This is a genomic window from Amycolatopsis camponoti, assembly GCF_902497555.1.
In the GTDB taxonomy this organism is placed as follows: domain Bacteria; phylum Actinomycetota; class Actinomycetes; order Mycobacteriales; family Pseudonocardiaceae; genus Amycolatopsis; species Amycolatopsis camponoti.
Window position 1 is genome coordinate 2,934,473 of sequence record NZ_CABVGP010000001.1, and the last position, 20,542, is coordinate 2,955,014.

At 71.4% G+C, this 20,542-nt stretch carries 17 protein-coding genes; 6 read left to right on the forward strand and 11 right to left on the reverse strand.

Going from position 1 to position 20,542, the window contains the following annotated elements:
* Nucleotides 1-20: 20 nt before the first annotated feature.
* The 8 genes from AA23TX_RS13885 to AA23TX_RS13925 form a co-directional block, all read right to left on the reverse strand.
* Nucleotides 21-1,115 (reverse strand): acyl-CoA dehydrogenase family protein, encoded by a 1,095-nt coding sequence (locus AA23TX_RS13885; RefSeq protein WP_155542937.1) that lies wholly within the window; start codon nt 1,113-1,115, stop codon nt 21-23.
* Nucleotides 1,112-2,296, reverse strand: coding sequence for an acyl-CoA dehydrogenase family protein (locus AA23TX_RS13890; RefSeq protein WP_155542938.1), 1,185 nt, complete (start codon nt 2,294-2,296; stop codon nt 1,112-1,114). The genes AA23TX_RS13885 and AA23TX_RS13890 overlap by 4 nt, the downstream gene beginning before the upstream one ends.
* Complete coding sequence (locus tag AA23TX_RS13895) at nt 2,293-3,516, reverse strand: acyl-CoA dehydrogenase family protein (protein ID WP_155542939.1); 1,224 nt, start codon at nt 3,514-3,516, stop codon at nt 2,293-2,295. The genes AA23TX_RS13890 and AA23TX_RS13895 overlap by 4 nt, the downstream gene beginning before the upstream one ends.
* Entirely contained in the window at nt 3,517-4,533 is a 1,017-nt protein-coding gene (locus AA23TX_RS13900) for a phosphotransferase family protein (protein ID WP_155542940.1), read from the reverse strand.
* A 110-nt stretch (nt 4,534-4,643) separates the two neighbouring features.
* Nucleotides 4,644-5,096, reverse strand: a complete 453-nt coding sequence (locus AA23TX_RS13905) for a MaoC family dehydratase (protein WP_155542941.1) — start codon at nt 5,094-5,096, stop codon at nt 4,644-4,646.
* Between the two features lie 5 nt (nt 5,097-5,101).
* A complete protein-coding gene (gene fabG, locus AA23TX_RS13910; RefSeq protein WP_155542942.1) occupies nt 5,102-5,863 on the reverse strand; it encodes a 3-oxoacyl-ACP reductase FabG in 762 nt (253 codons plus the stop codon).
* A gap of 407 nt (nt 5,864-6,270) precedes the next feature.
* Nucleotides 6,271-9,354 carry an MGH1-like glycoside hydrolase domain-containing protein gene (locus AA23TX_RS13920; RefSeq protein ID WP_230862483.1) on the reverse strand — a complete coding sequence of 1,028 codons (3,084 nt, stop codon included), beginning with the start codon at nt 9,352-9,354 and terminating at the stop codon, nt 6,271-6,273.
* A 104-nt stretch (nt 9,355-9,458) separates the two neighbouring features.
* The gene (locus tag AA23TX_RS13925; protein ID WP_155542943.1) at nt 9,459-10,337 is read right to left on the reverse strand and encodes a LysR family transcriptional regulator; all 879 of its coding nucleotides are present in this window, start codon (nt 10,335-10,337) and stop codon (nt 9,459-9,461) included.
* 95 nt (nt 10,338-10,432) lie between these two features.
* On the opposite strand from AA23TX_RS13925, the gene AA23TX_RS13930 reads away from it, so the two are divergent.
* Nucleotides 10,433-11,281, forward strand: a complete 849-nt coding sequence (locus AA23TX_RS13930; RefSeq protein WP_155542944.1) for an LLM class flavin-dependent oxidoreductase — start codon at nt 10,433-10,435, stop codon at nt 11,279-11,281.
* A 110-nt stretch (nt 11,282-11,391) separates the two neighbouring features.
* Here AA23TX_RS13930 and AA23TX_RS13935 read toward each other — a convergent pair whose 3' ends face one another.
* Nucleotides 11,392-11,844 (reverse strand): peptidase inhibitor family I36 protein, encoded by a 453-nt coding sequence (locus AA23TX_RS13935; protein WP_155542945.1) that lies wholly within the window; start codon nt 11,842-11,844, stop codon nt 11,392-11,394.
* A 130-nt stretch (nt 11,845-11,974) separates the two neighbouring features.
* On the opposite strand from AA23TX_RS13935, the gene AA23TX_RS13940 reads away from it, so the two are divergent.
* Nucleotides 11,975-14,887, forward strand: a complete 2,913-nt coding sequence (locus AA23TX_RS13940; RefSeq protein WP_155542946.1) for an AfsR/SARP family transcriptional regulator — start codon at nt 11,975-11,977, stop codon at nt 14,885-14,887.
* Between the two features lie 42 nt (nt 14,888-14,929).
* Here AA23TX_RS13940 and AA23TX_RS13945 read toward each other — a convergent pair whose 3' ends face one another.
* Complete coding sequence (locus tag AA23TX_RS13945; RefSeq protein WP_155542947.1) at nt 14,930-15,613, reverse strand: TetR/AcrR family transcriptional regulator; 684 nt, start codon at nt 15,611-15,613, stop codon at nt 14,930-14,932.
* A 131-nt stretch (nt 15,614-15,744) separates the two neighbouring features.
* On the opposite strand from AA23TX_RS13945, the gene AA23TX_RS13950 reads away from it, so the two are divergent.
* The 4 genes from AA23TX_RS13950 (at nt 15,745) to AA23TX_RS13965 (ending at nt 19,653) form a co-directional block, all read left to right on the forward strand.
* Entirely contained in the window at nt 15,745-16,941 is a 1,197-nt protein-coding gene (locus AA23TX_RS13950; protein WP_155542948.1) for an FAD-dependent oxidoreductase, read from the forward strand.
* 184 nt (nt 16,942-17,125) lie between these two features.
* Nucleotides 17,126-18,622: an MFS transporter gene (locus AA23TX_RS13955; RefSeq protein ID WP_155542949.1), complete on the forward strand. Its 1,497-nt coding sequence runs from the start codon at nt 17,126-17,128 to the stop codon at nt 18,620-18,622.
* Nucleotides 18,623-18,693: 71 nt separating this feature from the next.
* Nucleotides 18,694-19,017, forward strand: a complete 324-nt coding sequence (locus tag AA23TX_RS13960; protein ID WP_155542950.1) for a hypothetical protein — start codon at nt 18,694-18,696, stop codon at nt 19,015-19,017.
* A gap of 135 nt (nt 19,018-19,152) precedes the next feature.
* Entirely contained in the window at nt 19,153-19,653 is a 501-nt protein-coding gene (locus tag AA23TX_RS13965; protein ID WP_155542951.1) for a hypothetical protein, read from the forward strand.
* Here AA23TX_RS13965 and AA23TX_RS13970 read toward each other — a convergent pair.
* The gene (locus AA23TX_RS13970; protein ID WP_155542952.1) at nt 19,643-20,494 is read right to left on the reverse strand and encodes a helix-turn-helix domain-containing protein; all 852 of its coding nucleotides are present in this window, start codon (nt 20,492-20,494) and stop codon (nt 19,643-19,645) included. The genes AA23TX_RS13965 and AA23TX_RS13970 overlap by 11 nt on opposite strands.
* Nucleotides 20,495-20,542: the final 48 nt, after the last annotated feature.

Consider the following 20,542-nt stretch of genomic DNA (forward strand, 5'->3'; position numbering starts at 1 on the left):
GGCGAGAAGTGACGCTTGGGTCAAGCGGGCAGGTTCACCAGCTCCGCCAGCCGGGCCCGGTGCTTCCCCGGAGTCCCCAACGCCAGCTCGTCCGCCTTCGCGCGCTTCAGGTACAGGTGGGCCGGGTGCTCCCACGTCATCCCGATGCCGCCGTGCAGCTGGATCGCCTCCTCCGTCGCGTGGACCGCGATCGGCGAGACCCGCGCCTGCGCGACCGCCACCGCGATCGGCACGTCGGTGCCCGTCGCCAGCGAGTCCGCCGCGTAGCGCGCCGCCGCCCGGGCCAGCACCAGGTCCGTGTACAGGTTCGCCAGGCGGTGCTTCAGCGACTGGAACCCGCCCACCGGACGGCCGAACTGGTACCGGCCCTTCAGGTACGAAACCGTCTCGGTCAGCGCCCATTCGGCGACGCCGGTCTGCTCCGAAGCCAGGATCCCCGCGCCGGACAGCAGCGCTTCCTCCAGCGCCGAAGCCGCGTCCGGTCCCGAGGCCACCAGGACCGCCGGCGCGTTGTCGAGCACCACGTCGGCCACCCGGCGCGTCAGGTCGAACGACACCAGCTCGGTCACCGTCGCCGCCGAGGCTTCGACCACGTACAGGCCCGGCCCGTCCGGGCCCGCGGCCGGGACGACCAGCAGGTCCGCCACCGACGCGTCGGCGACCGTGCCCACCCGGCCGGACAGCTTGCCGTCGGCCGAAACGGTCACCGACGACGGGAAGCCCGCGCCCGGCGCCGTCGACAACGGCACGGCCAGCGCGCCGATCGCCGATCCCGCCGCCAGCCGGCGGACGAAGCCGCCCGCGCCCGCGCGGACCAGCGCCGTCGTCGCCAGCACGACGCTGCCCAGGAACGGCACCGGTGCGACGCTCCGGCCCAGTTCCTCGGCCACCACGGCGACCTCGCGGGCCGACGCGCCGTGCCCGCCCAGCTCCTCGGGCACCGCCAGCCCGGCCACGCCGACCTCGTCGGCCAGCGTGCGCCACAGCTTCAGGTCGTAACCCTCGGCCGTTTCGACGCGCGCCAGCAGCGCCTCGGGAGTGGCCTTCGCCTTGAGCAGGTCCCGGACGGAGGCTCGCAGATCTTCCTCGACGTCGGAATACAGCAGGTCGGTCATCGGGGGAGGTCCTTCCAGGCGACGTCCTTGTCGACGCGCGGCTCCGAGGGCAGCCCCAGCACGCGCTCGGCGATGATGTTGCGCAGGACCTCCGAGGTGCCGCCCTCGATGGAGTTCCCCTTCGCGCGCAGGTAGCGGTAGCCGGCTTCGCGGCCGGTGAAGTCGACGATCGCCGGGCGCCGGAACGTCCAGTCGTCGTACGCCAGGCCCTCTTCGCCGAGCAGCTCGACCTCCAGGCCGGTGAGCGCCTGGTTCAGCTCCGAGAACGCGACCTTCATGGCCGAGCCCTCCGGCCCGGGCGCGCCCGCGGTCAGCTGCTGGCGCAGCCGGGTGCCGGCCAGCCGCAGCGTCTCGGCCTCGACCCAGCGCTGCACGAGCCGGTCACGCAGCTCCGGCGTGCGCAGCTCGGGCCGCTCGCGCCAGGTCTTCGTGACGATGCCGATCAGCCCGCCTTCGCGCGGCTGCACGTGCCCGCCGATCGCGACGCGCTCGTTCATCAACGTGGTCTGCGCGACCTTCCAGCCCTCGCCGACCGCGCCGAGGCGCTGGGTGTCCGGGATCCGGACCTCGGTCAGGAACACCTCGTTGAACTCGGCCTCGCCGGTGATCTGGCGCAGCGGCCGGACCTCGACGCCCGGGGCGGTCATGTCGCACAGGAAGTACGTCATGCCCTGGTGCTTCGGCACGTCCGGGTCGGTGCGGGTGACCAGGATCGCCCACTGCGACTCGTGCGCGCCCGACGTCCACACCTTCTGGCCGGTGACGATCCAGTCGTCGCCGTCGCGCACCGCCCGCGTGCCCAGCGCCGCGAGGTCGGAGCCGGCGCCCGGCTCGGAGAACAGCTGGCACCACACCTCTTCGCCGGTCCACAGTGGACGCAGGAAGCGCTCGTGCTGCTCCGGCGTGCCGAACGCGAGGATGGTCGGCGCGGCCATGCCGAGGCCGATGCCGATCCGGCGCGGGTTGTTGTCCGGCGCGCCCGCTTCGGTGAAGACAGCGTCCACAACGGACTGCAGCGCGCGCGGCGCGTTCTGCCCGCCGAGGCCGGCGGGGAAGTGGATCCACGCGAGGCCGGCGTCGAACCGGGCCCGCAGGAAGTCCATGCGGTCGGTCGACGCGGGGTCGTGCGAGGCGAGGAACTCGGTCGCCTGGCGGGTCAGGTCTTCGGCCGTGACAGTCACTTCGCGCCCTCCGAGAGGTACTTCTTCAGCTCACGCCGGGCCAGCGACCGCTTGTGGACCTCGTCCGGCCCGTCGGCCAGGCGCAGCGTGCGGTTCCCGGCCCACATCGCGGCCAGCGGGAAGTCCTGGCTGACGCCGCCCGCGCCGTGCACCTGGACGGCCTTGTCGAGGATCCACTCGACGGTGATCGGCGTCGAGATCTTGATCGCCTGGATCTCGGTGTGCGCGCCCTGGTTGCCGACGGTGTCCATCAGCCACGCCGTCTTGAGCACGAGCAGCCGCTGCTGCTCGATCTTCACGCGCGACTCGGCGATCCAGTCCTGCACGACGCCCTGCTGCGCGATCGGCTTGCCGAACGCCTCGCGCGAGATCGCCCGGCGGCACATCAGCTCCAGCGCGCGCTCGGCCATGCCGATGGCGCGCATGCAGTGGTGGATGCGGCCCGGGCCGAGCCGGGCCTGGGCGATCGCGAAGCCGTCGCCCTCACCGGCGATCAGGTTCTCCACCGGCACGCGGACGTCCTCGAAGAGCACCTCGGCGTGGCCGCCGTGGTCGCTGTCGTCGTAGCCGAAGACGTGCATGCCGCGCTTGACCGTCAGGCCCGGGGCGTCGCGGGGGACCAGGATCATGCTCTGCTGCTTGTGCGGCGCGGCCTCCGGGTCGGTCTTGCCCATGACGATGAAGATCTTGCACGCGGGGTTCATCGCGCCGGAGATGTACCACTTGCGGCCGTTGATCACGTACTCGTCGCCGTCGCGGCGGATGCTGGTCTCGATGTTGCGGGCGTCGGAGGAGGCGACGTCCGGCTCGGTCATCGCGAACGCGGAGCGGATCTCGCCGTTGAGCAACGGTTCCAGCCACTGCTTCTGCTGCTGCTCGTTGCCGAACATCGAGAGCACTTCCATGTTCCCGGTGTCCGGGGCCGCGCAGTTGACCGCGGTCGGGGCGAGCCGGATGCTGCGGCCGGTGATCTCCGCCAGCGGCGCGTACTGCAGGTTCGTCAGGCCCGCGCCGTGCTCGCCGGGGAGGAAGAAGTTCCACAGGCCGCGCTTGCGGGCCTCGGCCTTGAGCTCGTCCATGACCGGCGGGATGGCCCACGGGTCGTCGCGTTCGGCCAGCTGCCGCTCGAACACCGGCTCGGCGGGGTAGATGTGCGAGTCCATGAACTCGAGGAGCTTCCCGCGCAGCTCCTCGGTCTTCTCGTCGAACGCGAAGTCCATTTACTTCTCCTCTTTGAGAATCTCGTTGCCGTGCGTGATGAGCAGCGGGACGCCGGCCCCGACGCCCTCGAAGCCCGCTCCGACCGTCTGGCCCTTGCTGTGGCGGTAGTGGATGCCTTCCAGGATCACGGCGAGCTTGAAGAACGCGAAGCTGACGTACCAGTCGAGCTGCGCTACGTCCCGGCCCGAGCGTTCGGCGTAGCGGGCGACGACCTGGTCGGTGGTCGGGTAGCCCGGTGCCGAGCTGGCGTTGGACACGAACTGCAGCGACACCTTGTCGCGCTCGGCGTAGGCCACCAGCAGCGCGAGGTCGGTCAGCGGATCGCCCAGCGTCGACATCTCCCAGTCGAGCACCGCCGAGATGGTGTCGTTCTTGTCGACCAGGACGTTGTCGAGCCGGTAGTCGCCGTGGATGATCGACGGCTTGCCGGACACCGGGACGGTCGCGGCGAGCCGGTCGTGCAGCTCCTCGATGCCGTCCAGGTCGCGGCTGCGCGAGGCGTCGAGCTGCTTCTTCCAGCGTCGCAGCTGCCGTTCCAGGAAGCCCTCGGGACGGCCGAAGTCCCCGAGCCCGACGGCGGCCGGGTCGACGGCGTGCAGGTCGACGAGCGTGTCGACCAGCGCGTCGGCGATGACCCGGGTGCGGGCCTCGCCGAGCTCCGCGAGCTCCTCGGCACTGCGGTAGGGCGTACCCTCGACGAAGCTCATGACGTAGAACTGCGCGCCGACGACGTCGGCGTCCTCGCAGAGCAGGATCGCTTCGGGCACCGGCACGGCGGTGTCGCGCAGGCCGGAGATCACCCGGAACTCGCGGGTCATGTCGTGCGCGGTGGGCAGCACGTGCCCGAGCGGCGGGCGGCGCACCACCCAGCGCGACCGGCCGTCGCTCACCACGTAGGTGAGGTTCGACCGGCCGCCCTCGACGACGTCCGCGGTCAGGTCCCCGGCGACCAGGCCGGGCCGGTGCGCGTCCAGGTGGGCACGCAGGCGGTCCAGGTCGAGTCCTGGCGGGTTCATCCAGCCTCCTCAAGCATGTTGCGAGGGAGCATACCGACTAGTCGGTATGACGTACAGAGTGCACCGGGAAGCGTCACTTTCGCGGGGAAAGTGACGCTTCCCGGATGGCATCACGCCAGGAAACGCGTCACCCACTCGGCGACGCAAGCGGGCTTCGCCTCGCCGTCGATCTCGACGGTCCACTTCGACACCGCCTGCTTGCCGCCGGGGATGTCGGTGACCTCCACCAGCTCGGCCCCGGCGCGCACCTTCGAGCCGACCTTCACCGGCTGCGGGAAGCGGACCTTGTTGAGGCCGTAGTTGATGCCCATCTTGATGCCGTTGACCTTGTAGATCTTCGGGCCGAACGCCGAGAGGAGCGACAGCGTCAGGAAGCCGTGGGCGATGGTGCCGCCGAACGGGCCCGCGGTCGCCATCGGCTCGTCGACGTGGATCCACTGGTGGTCGTCGGTGGCGTCGGCGAACAGGTTCACCCGGTCCTGGGTGACCTTCAGCCACTCGCTGTACCCGAGGTGCTCGCCGACCGCGGCGGCGAAGGCGTCCAGGTTCTCGAATTCGCGCATCGGCCTCAGTCCTTCGGTCCGCCGGCGGCGTAGATGACCTGGCCGGAGATGAACCCGGCGCCCTCGCTGACCAGGAACGAGGCCAGGTTCGCGATGTCGTCGGGCGTGCCGACGCGCTGCACCGGGATCTGCGTCGCGGCCGCGGCCTTGAAGTCCTCGAAGCCCATGCCGAGGCGCTCGGCCGTCGCGGCGGTCATGTCGGTGGCGATGAACCCCGGCGCGATCGCGTTGGCGGTGACGTTGAACTTGCCCAGCTCGATGGCGAGGGTCTTGGTGAAGCCCTGCATGCCGGCCTTCGCGGCGGAGTAGTTGACCTGGCCGCGGTTGCCCAGCGCCGACGTGCTGGAGAGGTTGACGATCCGGCCGTACTTCTCCTGGGTCATGTACTTCTGCACCGCGCGAGTCATCAGGAACGAGCCCTTGAGGTGCACGCCGAGCACGGAGTCCCAGTCCTGCTCGGTCATCTTGAAGATCAGGTTGTCGCGGGTGATGCCGGCGTTGTTGATCAGCACGACGGGCGGGCCGAGCTCATCGGCGACGCGGGTGACGGCGGCCTCGACCTGTTCGGCGTCACTGACGTCCAGGGCGACCCCGACGGCCTTGCCGCCCTTGGCGACGATGGCTTCGGCACCCTGCTTGACGCCGGCCTCGTCCAAGTCCAGCAGCGCGACGGCGAAGCCGTCATCGGCCAGCCGCGCGGCAACGGCGGCACCGATGCCGCGGCCGGCACCGGTGACCACGGCGACACGGGAAGGGGAATCGGTCACGGAGGACCTCCTCGTCGTTGAGAAGCGGGTTCGCTTGAGCCTACTAAGCGGTTGGTCACCGAGCCTACGGCTTCGGCCCGGTTTTCCGGTGCCAACGTACGCAGGATTCCGCTCGGCCGCCCGGCCCGCGCGGGTTTGCCGAGGAAGCCCGGGGTGCGGCCCGGCGCCGGTGGCCAAGGTCACACGGCGCGCTCATTCCTCCAGCGCGGCGGCCGAGGCTGCCTTGCGCGTGCTCCTGGGCGACGTCGTCGGCCGAGAGACAGGAGAAGGTCGCGCCCGCCCATGCGCGCCGGGCGGTACCGCACCGCGTCCTGAACCAGGGGGTCGAGGTCCTCCTTCGTCAGGTGTCCGGCCGGCCTCGATGCTGCCTCGCACCTCTGCGAAAGGCTGGTCCGGTGCTTCCCCGATCACCTCGTCCGGGTGCCTCCCGAGGTGATGTCGGCCGGGGTCAGCGCCCGGTTCCACACCACGACGTCGTCGACGCCGCCGGGCCAGAAGTCGCTGTGCCGGCCGCCCGATACCGCGCGGCCGATCGCTAGTGGGCCGGGTGCCGCGTCGCCCGTGAGCTGGGTCCACGTCTTGGCCTGCGCCACGCCGTCGACGTACAGCACGTAGGTGCCGGCGTCGGCGTCGTGCACGCCGGTCAGGTGGTACCAGCGCCCGGCTTGCGGCGCCGCGTCCGACAGGGCTCTGCCCGAGCTGGTCGAGAACGCCAGGCGGTCGTCGGCGGCCGAATACTGGAGGTAGAACCCGCTGCTCGGGTCGCCGTCCTGGCTGACCGCGGTCGCCCACGAACCCGTGTGGTCCAGCCGGACCCACGCGCTGACCGAGTAGTTGCCGGTGGTGTCCAGGACGGGCCCGCTCGTCTGCGCGTACTGGCTCGACCCGTCGAGCTGCAGCGCCGTGCCGGTCACGCCGGGAACCCAGGCGGGGGAGCCGGTCAGGGTGGCGTCGTGGGACCCGGCGGTGTCGTGGGCGATCGCGCCGGCGCCCTCGTCGAGTCGCCAGGCGCCGACCGGGTCGTGCCGGCCGGCCGGGTGGGCGACCTGGACGTTCTGCCGCTGGTGCGTGGTTTTCGTGCCGCCGGCGGGGCCGCGGTAGGACGCTTTCGCGATCAGCGTCGCGGCGCTGCCCGGCTCGGCGCCCGCCGGGGCGGTCAGGGTGTAGCGCCACGTCCGGGCCTGGCCGGGCGGGATCGCGGCGGCGGGCGCGCCGGCGGGGGTGGCCGACCAGCCGTCCGGTAGGGCGAGGCTCACCCTCGGGGCGATGAGCGGGCTTCGGCTCGTGTTGGTCACCGTGACGTCGAGCGGTGTGCTGCGGTCGACCGTCACGACACCGTTGGCGTTGGCCGGCCCGACGGCGATCCGGGCGTCCGGGCTCGACGGCGTCCACGACTGGAACTCGGTGACGCCGACGAAGGCACCCGGCGGGTTGGTGAACACGAGCCGGACCTTGCTGGTGGTCAGCGTGGGGAACGTGATGCGGTTGACGCCGTTGCCGACCGGGCTCGCCGGCGCGCGGACCTGGCCGGGCACCTCCTGCCAGGCCGAGCCGGTCCAGTACTCGAGGCGGTAGGCGGCGGCCGGCTTGACCCCGCCGCCGTCGTCGTAGCCGTGCCAGCGGATGTCGGAAACCGGTGTGGGGGCGCCGAAGTCGACGCCGTAGAAGTCGCTGGCGTTCGGTGAGGCGTAGTTGGTCCAGCGGGTGTTTTCCGGCACCTCGTTGTACCAGACCTTGCCGTCGAGGGCGTTCCACGCGTTGTCGTAGGTCCAGGTGTAGGAGGTGATCGGCCGGGGGTAGCCCGTGCGCAGCGGGTTGGCGGCGTCGTTGACGAGGTCGTCGGACGGGGGGAGGAGGGGACGGCCGACGTCGATGGTGGTGTCGCGCAAGGTCGTGGAGTGCCGGACGAGCTTCCCGTCGAGGTAGAGGTTCATCCCGGCGCCCTGCCCGTAGTGCTGGCCGTCGCGGTCCCACAGCACGGTGACGTTGTGCCCGTGGTAGGGCACGTTCTCGGCGGCGAAATGGTCCCATGTGGACGGTGTGAGCGGCCGGATCGCCAAGGTGTCGCCGGTTTGCGGGCGGAGGCCGATCAGTCCGGAAAGGACGAGGTCGGTGTAGGTGGAGTGGTTGTAGTCCTCGCTGTGGCCGGCGCCGTCGTAGATCCACGCGTCGCGGTCCGGGTCGTGGGCCTCGGCGACGTACGGTTTGCCGTTCTTGGTCTGGGTCTTCGCGTACGTGGCCAGCGCCTTCGCGTAGTCGTCCCGGGAGATCGTGGCCTGCGCGGGGTAGTCGTCGAGCAGGTTCGCCATGCCGGTGAGGGTCTGCGAGGTGGCGAAGGGCCAGCTCGGTCCGTCCCAGCGGCAGCAGTTGCCGGCGTCCTTCATGAAGAACGGGCTGCGGCGCTCGGCGGTGGTCGGGCCGTAGGTGCTCGCGAACCCGCTGGGGTCGAGCAGCTGGGACCACGCCGTGCTGTCGGCCGGTTGGGCGGCGCCGAACATCCAGGGGAGGTAGCCGATCTGCTCGCGGCTGCCGGACAGCCGGTGGCTCGGGTTGTCGTCGCGGGCCATGGCGTAGTAGAAGCCGCGTTTCGGGTCCCACAGCCATTTCCGCAAGGCGGTCTTGAGCTGGGCGGCGCGCTGGGCGTACTCGGTGGCGAGCCGGTGGTCGCCGGTGGAGTCCGCGATCCTGCTGATCGCGACGGCGTCGCCGTACTGGTAGGAGTTGAGCGTCGGCCGGTACCCGGCACCGCCGTGGTACGGGTTGGGTGACTCGTAGGACGAGGCGGAGAACTCCATGGCGTCCCACACCGGGACCGACCAGTAGAGGCCCAGGTCGGGGTTGTACTGCTTGTCCCAGCCGCGGTACTGGCGCACGAGGGCCGGGAGCAGTTCGCGCAGCGGCGTGAAATCGCCGGTCACCTGGGCTTGGCCGTAGGCGGAGGTGGCGAGCCAGACGCTGTACTCGTGCGCCCAGTCGGTGGTGTCGGCGTTGACGTCCTCGGTGGCGGGCTTGGCGCCCGCGCCGGGGCCGGTGAGCCAGAACTTGAGGTAGTCCTGGCTGTAGCCGGGATCGCGCAGCCAGCGTCCCTCGGTCAGCTGGTGTCCGGCGGCGGCGTTGATCGCCTGGTAGGGCGCGGCGTACCCGCAGCAGTCGAGGAACTCCGTCGAGATCCAGCCGTCGGCGGGGTTGGTGTAGCGCAGGTGCTCCTTGAAGACGCGCCAGCGGTAGTAGTAGACGCTCTGCATCGTGGCGTCGGGCAGGTCCACGAACGGGATGTTCGTTTCGTACCAGGCAGGATCGGCGTAGCCGGCGAGGGCGGAGGCGTGGTCGAGGAAATGCGTCCCCGTCGCCGCCACCGGTGCCGGGCGGTCCCCGGGTGCCGCGCCGGCGACGCCGGAGAGCGCGACCTGGGCAGCGAGGCAAGCGGTGGCCAGCCAGCCGATCGCGCCGGGTCCGCGCCGGTTACGTCTCCACGACAGCTGCCTGCGCATCGAGCCTCCCGAGAGCTTTACAACGTTGTAAAACACAGACTCGACCACTATCGCTCAAGAAGACTCAAAAAGGAACACTCCGATGGCGAAGCTGTCCGCGAGCACTAGGCCATCTCGGTGTCCGGGCTGTCGGTGAACGCCCGGACGAACGAAGACACGCAGACCTCCGGAGTTCGCAGCGACGCGACGATGTGCCCGTCGATGCTCAGCGGCGGGTCGAGCGGCACCGCGCGGACCCGGCGCGCGGCGAACCCGGCCAGTTGTTCCGCCGTCAGCAGCGTCCAGGACCCGTGCCCGCCGCCGATCTCGATGAGGACGGTGAGGACCGAGCCGCCCGACCGTCCCGTCGCCCCCGGGCCGGCCCGGTGCAGGGCCGAGGTGACCGCGTCGTGCGACGCCGGATCCTCCTCACGGGCGGGCAGGCGCAGGTCGGCTCGGTCCAGGTTGGTCAACGACACCGCCGGCAGGCCGGCCGCCGGGTGCTCGTCGGACACCACGGCCAGCAGCGACTCGGACCACGCGCGCACCACCCGGACGCCGTCCGCCTCCACCTGACCCCGCACCAGCGCCAGGTCCAGCTCGCCGCCCCGGACCGCCGCGAGCCGGGCGGGAACCGGCAGGTCCACGAGCGACACCTGAGCGGGCCGGACCTCGTCGAGCAGGAGCTCCGCGGCGCGTTCCAGCCGCGCGGTCAGGCCTGGCGCGACACCGATCCGCAGGTGGGCGGCGGGTTCTCCGGCGACCACGCGCACGCGCGCCGCGGCGGCGAGCGTCTCCCGGGCGGCCTCCAGGACGCGTACACCGGCCGGGGTGAGCCGGACGTGCCGCGGCGAGCGGTCGAACAGCCGGATGCCGAGGTCCCGTTCGAGCCGCGCGATCTGGTGGCTCACCGCCGGCTGCACGATGTCGAGCCGCTCGGCGGCCCGGCCGAAGTGCAGCTCCTCGGCAACGGTCACGAAGTACCGCAGCGCGCGCAGTTCCACGGCCCCTCCCCAGCACCGCCACGATGACAAAAAGTGATCGCTGAGCAGTCTAGGTGGGTCTGGTTCCGCCGGGCGCCTCCGGCTGGGATGGAGGCATGCACATCGGCACCGGCTTGATCAGTCCCCCGTCCCCGTCCGAGGTGGTGGCCGCGGCGGCCGACGCCGCCGACCGCGGCCTCGACAGCTTCTGGACCAACCAAAACCCCGGCGGGTGGGACCCCCTGACCCTGCTGGCCTCCCTGCGCCGCCGGCCGGCCGAGGTCGGCACGGCCATCGTCGCCACCTACCCCCGCCACCCCGTGACCACCGCGACCGAAGCACTGACCGTCCAGGCCGCCGCCGGCGGTCTCACCCTGGGCGTCGGCCCCAGCCACGCCTGGTACGTCCAAGACCAGCTCGGTCTCCCGTACACCTCCCCGTTGCGGCACACCCGCGAATACCTCACCGTGCTGCGCCCCCTGCTGCGCGGCGAACCCGTGCGGTTCGACGGCGAGTTCTTCACCGTCGACACCCGTCTCGAGATCACCGCCCCGGCACCCGCCCTCCTGCTGTCGGCGCTCGGTCCACGCATGCTCGAGCTGGCCCACGACCTCGCCGACGGGGTGGCCGCCGCCTGGGTCACGCCGGACATGGTGGCCGAGCACATCGCCCCGCGCGCGGCCCCCGGCGCGCGCATCGTGGCCCAGGCCGTCACCCTGCTCAGCCCGGACCCCGACCGCGCCCGCGGCGACTTCGCCGGACAGCTCGCCGCGGTCGGCCGGATGCCCGCGTACCGCGCATCACTCGACCGCGCGGGACTCGCCGGCCCCGCCGACACGCTGGTCATCGGCGACGAGACAACCGTGACCGACGCGGTGAAGCGCTATCAGGACGCCGGGGTGACCGACTTGATCGTCGTTCCCCTCAACGACCGGAGCCGCACACTGGACCTCCTGCGCACCTGAACCGGCTGCGCTGACCACCCGAACCACACACGCGAGCCCATGCCGGGCGGGTACCGGATTTCCCGGCATGGGCCCGGTGACGACCTCGAGCGCGACACCGCGACTCTGCGTCAACTCACGAATTTGATGGACTCATCGAGAAATTTCGCCTGGTACAGATCCGATTGCTGCCCGTTGGCGGTGAACAGGTCCGAGGTGCTCTTGTAGTTGACGTTGGTGAACACCCGGACGTTGTGGTCCGTGAGGTTTCGCGCCGACCTGGCGTTTTGCCAGACGCACAGCCCGCTGCCGGTTCCGCTTCCACGGAACTCGTAGCAGGACGGCTGGTTCGGACCGAGGTTGGGAATGTCGCCGACGGCGAAGTCGGACACCGCCCCGCCGGACACGCCCGTCGGGTAGTAGAACAGGCAGAACTCTCCGGACTCGCAGATGCCGTTGCGCGCGGTGCCCGCGTGGGCCGTGCCGGCCAGGGGTATCGCCAACCCGACGACGGCGCCGGCCACGGCCACCAGCCTGGCTGTCCTCGAGCCGCCGGAGCGGCGCACCTTCGTGCTGGTTCCCATCTGGATCTCCCTCTCGTCACCACGTGTTCCTTGACGACGGAAGCCTCGCAGTGGTCGCTGCAGCCGCACTGCAGTCTTACGGAAAGTAGCTGGTCGGAGGTACGATCCAGCCAGGGAGGGGGGCGTTGGCATGCCCGATGTTCGGTTCGGTGTACTCGGACCCGTCGCCGGCTGGCGTGGGACGGACGCGGTCGAGATGGGGTCCGGCAAGTGCCTCCGAGTGCTCGGGATACTGCTGCTGCACGCGAACCATCGGGTGGAGCGCGAGGAGATCATCGAGGGCGTCTGGGGCGGGAATCCGCCGAGAAGCGCGGTGAACCTCGTCCAGAAGTACGTCGGCGACGTGCGCCGGTCCCTGGCGCTGGACGACGGCTCGCTGCAGACCGTGGGCACCGGGTACCTGCTGCGCGTGGCCGCCGACCAGCTCGACAGCGTCCAGTTCACCTCCGGGCTCGTGCGGGCGCGGGAGAAGAAGAGCGACGGTGACCTGGCCGCGGCCAGGCAGCACCTCGCCGGCGCGATGGCGCTGTGGCGCGGACCTGCCTTCGCCGGCATCGACACCCCCGCGGCAGCCACCGAACGGGCCCGGCTGGACGACTACCGCGCCGGCGCGCTGGAAGACCTCGCCGAGCTCGATCTGCTGCGCGGGGAGCACGCACCGGCGATCCCCGAGCTGTCCCGGCTCGCGGCCGAGCACCCGTACCGCGAACGCGCGCGTGAGCTGCTGATGGTCGCGCTCTACCGCAGTGGCCGCCAAGGGGATGCCCTCGCCGTCTTCGACGAGATCCGGCGGCTGCTGGCCGATGAGCTCGGCGCCAGTCCCGGGCACGGTCTGCAACGCGTCCACGCCCGGATCCTGCGCGCGGACCCCGCGCTCGGCTCGACCCCCGCGAAGGAAATCCGGCCGCTGCCCGCGGACATTCCCGCTGCGCAGCGCAATTTCCTTCCGCGCGATCTCCCGTACTTCGCGGGGCGAAACGACGAGCTCGCCAGGTTGACGGTGTCGGCGGACGACCGGGCCACCGTTCACACCGTGGACGGGATGGCGGGCGTGGGCAAGACCGCGTTCGCTGTCCACGCCGGTCACCTGCTGGCCGAGCGGTTCCCGGACGGTGCTCTCTTCGTCGATCTGCAGGGGCACAGTGCGGGGAAGACGCCGCTGACCGTCGAAGAGATCCTGAACGTCCTCCTCGGACAGCTCGGAGTCACACCGGGCGGGGACGTCCGGGCACAGTGGCGGGCGAAGACCGCGGCGCTGCGGCTCCTGGTCGTTTTCGACAACGCTGTCGACGAGACGCAGGTGGTGCCACTGCTGCCGACCGGGCCCAGCCTGGTGATCGTGACGAGCCGCGCGAGACTGCTGGAGCTGGACGGTGCGCGGCCGCTGTCCCTGACCGTTTTGGCGGAGGCCGAGGCCGAGGCGTTCTTCACGCACTTGGTGGGCGCCGACCGCGCGAGCGCCGAGCCTGAGGCCGTGGCGCAGATCGTCCGGCTGTGCGCCGGCCTGCCGCTCGCGCTCCGGCTGTCCGGAGCAAGGCTGGCGCACCGCACGACCTGGCCGATCGCGCACCTGTCCGCGCAGCTGGCCCGCGCGCGCCGCCGGCTGCCGAAGCTGTTCACCGACCGCGAGGTGGCACTGGCGTTCCGCATGTCGCACGAGCAGCTGTCCCCGATCGACCAGCAGCTCTTCGCCGCACTGGGCCGGCACCCCGGCGCCGACGCGGACACCGCCGTCCTGGCGGCGATGATCGGAGTGCCGGACGGACGGGCCGACGAAGCCCTGCAGCGGCTGGTCGACGTCCACCTGGCCGAGGAACCGGCACCCGGCCGGTACCGGCAACACGACTTGCTGCGGCAGTTCGCCCGCGGCATGTCGGACGACCCGCGCATGACCGAGAAGATGCTCGACCACTACCTGACGGCCATCACGGAGGCAGCGGCCTGCATCGAGGAGAACGGCCCGGGGACGGGGGCCGCGCGGGCCTGGCTGATGGCCGAGCGCGCCAACGTCCTGGCGGCGACCCGCTGCGCCGCGGCCGAAGGGCAAGGCGGCTATGCGTGGCAGCTGGCGATCTCCCTCTGGCACGTCCTGGGTCGCGACCTCGCCGGTGACTCGATCGAACTGCTCGAGCACGGCCTGGCGGCCGCGCGAGAGACGGCCGAGGGCGGCGAGGACCTGCTGCGCACGTTGCTGGCGCTGGCCCACTGGTCCGCCGGCCACACCGCCCGCGCCTACGACCTGCTGACCACGTCGGCCATGCAGCGCGCGCACACCGAATCGCACGCGCACACCCTCGCCCTGCTCGCGTTGATGCACCTGCACCGAGGCGCGCACACCCAAGCCGCGCAGCACGCGCAGGCGGCCTTCGACGAGCTCGCGGAGCTGGCCGAGCTGTCCCCGCTCGGCATCGACGCCAAGATCATCACGCACTGGACCCGGGGCGTCGTCCGGTGGCTGGAAGGCTCGCCCGAGACGGCACTGGCCCACCTGCGGACGGCCTACGCGCTCTGCGGCGACCTGGGCCAGCTCAGCCCCAACGACCACGTGCTCACGGCGCTGGCGCGATGTCTCATCGAGCTGAGCGCCGCCGACGAAGCCCTCGACCACCTTCGCCGGGCCCGCGAACTTCGCCGGCGGATCGGGGACCGGGCCGGGGAAGCGGAAGCGCTGACTCTCATCGGAACAGCGCACCGCGCGATGGGAGATGCCGGCCGTGCCCTGAAATCCCAGCGGACGGCCATGATCCTGCTCGACGACGGCTCTCGGCTGCGGGTTTACGCCCGCCTCGAACTCGGCCGCACGCTCGCTGATCTGGGGAACGGGACCGAAGCTGTTCGGCAGCACGAGCTCGCCCTCGCCGTCGCGGTGCGCGGTGGTCACCTCCGCGAACAGGCTCAGGCGCATGACGAACTCGCCCGTACCTACGCGGGTGACAATCCCGGAGAGGCCCGAAAACACCGGCAGGCCGCCGCGGACCTGGCCGTCCGACTCGGCCTGACGTGTCCGAAACCGCTTCCTCACCTTCGTCCCGCCGGCTGGTGAAACACCAAGCCCGCGCGGTCGAACCCGTGGTCGTCGGCTCGCTCAGAGCCGCGCGCGCGAGAGGATGCCGCGGATGAGGACGTCGAGCGACCAGGCGAACCTCTGCTCGCCGGTGCCGGACATGATCTCGGTCCGCGCGGCGTGGACGCGGGGGTACTCGTTCGCCGGAGCGCGGTTGATCGCCTGGGCGACGGGGCCGTCCGGTGCGGCCGGGTCCGAGCCGTGTGCGTGTTCGGCGGCGACCGCGGTGACGAACATGGTCAGCATGTCGATGGCCCAGGCCGCATTCGCCTGGTCGACGCCGGCTTCCGCGAGGATTTCCAGAAGGGCTTCGGCGATGCGCAGTGCGTTGGGTCCCACGGCGGTGGTCCGGAAGGCCATCAGGGCGACAGCCGGGCTGCCCAGCAGGACTTCGGCGTAGGAGCGGAGGAGCGCTTCGAGCCGGTCGCGCCATGAGCCCGCGGCCCCGCCGACCTCGACGGCTTCCAGCGCGCGGTCGAGCACGAGCGCCTGGAGTTCGGTCAGGTCGTTGACGTAGGCGTAGAGCGAGGCCGGGCCCGTGTCGAGGACCTTCGCGATCTTGCGGAGGCTCATGGCCCCGCCGTCTTCCGCGGTGATCTGACGCAGCGCCTCCTCGACGATCGCGTCGCGGCTCAGCGGCGGTTTCGCCGGTCGGGTGCGGCGGCTCTGGACCTCTGGGGCGCCGAAGGGATCACGCGGGGGCACCGGCAAACGCTATTCGTCGCGAACCCTGTTCGTCAACTTGACGAACAGGGTTCGTCACGAATACCGTTCGTCAGGTGGCCGCCGCGGTGCCCGCCACGGAAACGCTCTCCATCAGGAAGGGGTGAATCAGCATGTCCACCCGCACTATCGCCATCGTGGGCGCGGGCCTGAGCGGTCTCGTCTGCGCCCGGATCCTCCAGCGGAACGGAATACCCGTCACCGTCTACGAAGCGGACGCCACACCGGATTCCCGGCAGCAGGGCGGCTCGCTCGACATTCACGAGGACAGTGGGCAGATCGCGCTCGAGGAAGCCGGCCTTTACGAGGAGTTCCGCGCTCGTACGCACGTCGGCGGCGAGGATATGCGCCTGCTCGACAAGACCGGGCGGGTGCACATCGACACGCGCGAACCGGCCGGCGGCCGTGGCCGGCCGGAAATCGACCGGACGGAACTGCGGCAGCTGCTCGTCGAGTCGCTGAAGCCGGGCACGATCGACTGGGGGCGCAAGGTCGTCGCCGCGCGGCCCGTCACGGCGGGACACGTACTCGAGTTCGCGGACGGCTCCGCGCTCCGCGCCGATCTCGTCGTCGGCGCGGACGGCGCGTGGTCGAGGATCCGGCCCCTGCTGACTCCGGAGAAGCCCGGCTACACCGGGATCACCCTGGTCGAGATGCGCCTGACCGACGCGGTGGCCGAACACCCGGACGCGCTCGCGCTCACCGGCCGGGGGAACTTCTTCGCGCTGTCGGACAACAGGTACATCGGCGGGCACGGCGGGAACACCATCGCGTTCGGCTGCGGCCTGCGCGTCCCCGAGAACTGGGTCGCCGACAGCGGTATCGAGTGGCGCGAACCGGAATCCGTTCGTGCGGGGCTGCTGCGCGAGTTCCCCGACTGGGCCCCGGCCCTGACCGACCTGATCCGCGAGTGCGATGACGGCGCCCTCTGGCCCCGGCCGATCTACGCGCTGCCGACCGGTCTCACCTGGGAGCGGGTTCCCGGCGTGACCCTGGTCGGCGACGCCGCGCACCTCATGTCGCCGTTCGCGGGCGAAGGCGCCAACATCGCGCTGATCGACGGCGCCGACCTGGCCCGGGAGATCCTCGGCAGTCCCGACGTCGAAACCGCACTCACCCGCTACGAGAACACGATGTTCCCGCGCGGCGCCAAAGCGGCCGCGGCGTCGCAGAAGGGTCTCGACCTGATGTTCGTCGACGGCCGCCCGAGGAAGATGATCATGTTCTTCAAGGGTATGTCGGTCTTGTCGACGCTGACCAAACCGTTCGAGCGCCTTTTCGCCGGCACGAACAAGGAGAACAAGAAATGACGACCGGTCGGCTGGACGCGAACTGACGCTGGGCGCCGTGGAACTGACGGTCGCCTCCCAAGGACACCGCGCACCTCGTCGGCGTCGACTACCCGATCCGCTCGGCGATGGGAACCGAGACCGGACCCCGCCGTCAGTCTCGGTACCCGGAACTAGCGTCGGGGGAGACCGAAGGGTGGGGTGCATGCGGGCGCAGTCCGACGAGGTGGCGCTGTCGACCGGCCGCCGCGCGTGGACGGTCGGCGTGATGTGCACCGCGGTCGGCCTGGTGATCGCCATGGTGACGATCGTGAACGCGGCGCTGCCCGCGCTGGCCGCCGACACCGGCGCGAGCCAGGCCGAACAGACTTGGATCGTCGACGTCTACACGCTGGTGCTGGCCGCGCTGGTGCTGCCGGCCGGCGCGCTGGGCGACCGGCACGGCCGCCGCGGCGTGCTCGTCGCCGGCCTGCTCGTGTTCGCCGCCGGCTGCGCCGCGCCGGTCTTCCTGGACACGTCGGCGTGGATCATCGCGGCCCGGGCCGTCACCGGGCTCGGCGCGGCGATGATCATGCCGGCCACGCTGTCGATCATCACCGCGAGCTTCTCGCCGGAGCGGCGCGGCCGGGCCATCGGGACCTGGGCCGCGGTGGCCGGCGTCGGCGGGCTCGGCGGGCTGGTGCTCGCCGGGGTGCTGCTGGAGCACTTCTCGTGGCATTCGGTGTTCCTCGGGCCGGCGGTGCTGTCCGTGGTCCTGGTGGCCGCGAGCCTGACGGTGCCGACGTCGCGCGACCGCCACCCGCACGCGTTCGACGTCGTCGGCGCGGTGCTCAGCGCCCTCGCGATCGGCGCGGTGGTGTTCGGCATCCTGCGCGTCGCCGATCTCGGCTGGGGCGACGGAACCGTGCTCGGGTCGATCGCGGGCGGGCTGGTGCTGGGCGCGCTGTTCACCGGGTACGAGCTGCGGCACGCGTCCCCGCTGCTGGACGTCCGGCTGTTCGGCAACGCGGCCTTCGCGGCCGGGTCGGTTTCGGTGACCGTGCAGTTCACCGCGGCGTTCGGGATGTTCTACGCGCTGGCGCAGTACCTGCAGCTGGTGCAGGGGTATTCGGCGCTGGACTCGGGACTGGCGCTGTGGCCCGTCGCGGTGACGCTGTTCCCGCTGTCGCTGGCTTCGGCGCCGCTGGTGCGCCGGTTCGGGCTGGGGGCGGTGACGTGCGCCGGCCTCGCCGTCGTCGTCGCCGGGATGGTCCTCATCGGACAGCTGGACGCGGGAAGCGGTTATGCCGCCTTGGCGATCGCGGTGTGCGTGCTGGGCGCGGGGATCGGGGTGACGGCCCCGGCGGCGACGAGCGCGATCCTCGACAACGTGCCGCCGTCGCAGTACGGCGTGGCGTCGGCGGTCAACGACGCGACGCGCGAAGTCGGTGCGGCACTGGGGATCGCGCTGGTGGGCAGTGTGCTGGCCGCCGGCTACCGGGACTCGGTCCGCTCGGCGACGGCGGCACTCGCGCCACCCGCGCGCGAGGCGGCGGAAGGCTCGCTGGCGGGCGCGCTCGCGGTGGCGGAAGGCCCGGCGGGCGAACACTTGGCGGCGGCCGCGCGCACGGCCTTCGCGCACGGCATGGGGATCAGCATGCTGGCGCTGGCGGCCGTCGTGGTGGCGGGCATCGTCGCGGCCGCGGTGCTGGTCCGCCGCTGAGCGTGTATCTGGGGGCGGGCGCGGGTCCCTTTGTCTTCAGGAAACCGAAGAATGTCCTGGAGGGAACCCGAATGACCGAGTTGCACATCAAGACCCTGAAGTGCGTCAAGAAGGACGACCTGATCGGCAAGGACGAGGTCGTCGTGCAGGTGAACGGCGGCACCGTCTCGGGCCCGCACAAGCTGGGCAAGGGCGACAGCGTCACGCTCAACACGCTGCGCTCGTTCACGAGTTCGGCGAAGGTGACGCTGATCGACGAGGACGGCGGCAAGGACGACACCCTCGGCACGGTGACGATCACCGACTCGCAGGCGGGAATCGGCACGCTGACGGCGTTCTTCAACGCCTTGGCGGGCGCGGACTACCACATGACGTACGACGTGCACGGCAGCTGACCCACGCGCGCGGATCGCCGGGCCACCCGGGTCCGGCGATCGTCCGTCCGGGTGATGTCCCCGTCCCGGGCTCAACCGAGGCCCGGAGGCCGGCGTGGTGACCGCGACACCAGCCGGACTGCGAAGGGGATTTCGATGAGCGAAGCGCGGCGAACGATCCGGAAGTTGATCGCGGCGGGTCTCGCCGCCGCGGCCGCGGTGATGGTGCCGGTGTCGTCCGCGACCGCGTCGACGCAGGCGGCACCGCACTGCCAGTTCGGCTCCGGCTACGGCTACCTCGTCGACTCGGATCCGATCTACTCGCCGCCGGGCAACCACTCGGCGAGTGTCGGTCGGATCGAGCTGTGCCGGGACAGCGGCTACCAGTACTGGGCGTTCATCCTGCTGGACAACCCGCCGACCGTGAGCCAGTACGGCGACGCGGAGATCGCCCGCTACCGCGACGGCAACGTCCAGAACGTCCTCCGGTGCGAAAGCCCGGGCGGCAACGGCGAAGTGCTGCCGGGGCAGCGACGCTGCTGGACCCCCAAGATCGACGGGGTCAGCGGCCACTACAAGTTCATCGCCTCGGGAACGCTCTGGAGCAGCCACACCGGCAATCTGCTCGCCGACGGCTACGTCGCCCTCACCCGGTGACCGGCTCGGCGGTCCACGAAGCCAAGATGCGCAACGCTTCGTGCGCCGCCGAGCCCGGTTCCGCCGTCAGGACCATCAGCCGCTGGCCGCTGCCGTCGGGGCTTTCCCACATGTCGCAGTCCAGGGTCAGGTCGCCGACCACCGGGTGGCGGTAGCGCTTCACCCCGTAGCCCGCGCTCGTGACGTGGTGGGCCGCCCACCACGTGCGGAACTCCGGGTGGTGCACCGAAAGCTCGCCGACGAGCTCGGCCAGCTCCGGCGCGTCCGGGTCGCGCGCGGCCTCCAGGTGCAGGGCCGCCACCGCCGTGCGGGCCGCCTCTTCCCAGTCGGTGTGGAGCGCGCGCACCGAGGCGTCCGCGAAGAGCAGGTACACGTAGTTGCGGCGGTTCGCCGGGTAGCGGGCGAAGTCGGTGAACAGCGCCGCCGCCGCTGCGTTCCACGCCACCACGTCCAGCCGGCGGCCCAGCACCATCGCGGGCGTCTCCGCCAGCCGGTCGAGGAGCCTCTTCATGGCGGGGCGCAGCTTCTCGCCCGCCCGGCGCCGCGGCCGGCGGAAGGGCTTGCCGGCCAGTTCGTACACATAGGACTGCTGGTCGTCGCTGAGCCGGAGCGCGCGGGCCAGCGTGGCGAGGACCGACGATGACGCCTGCACGCGCCCCTGTTCGAGCCGCGTCAGGTAGTCGACGCTGATCGCGGCCAGCCCGGCGACCTCCTCCCGGCGGAGCCCGGCCACGCGGCGCGGCGAAGCGGGTTCCGGCAGGCCGACGTCCCGCGGGCTCAGCTGCGCGCGGCGCGCCTTCAGGAAGTCGCCGAGCTCCTTGGGCTGACCGGTGGGCTCCATGCCCCGATTGTCCCCGGGGGCCGCCGGTCCCGCGTGGGCAGGTTTCTT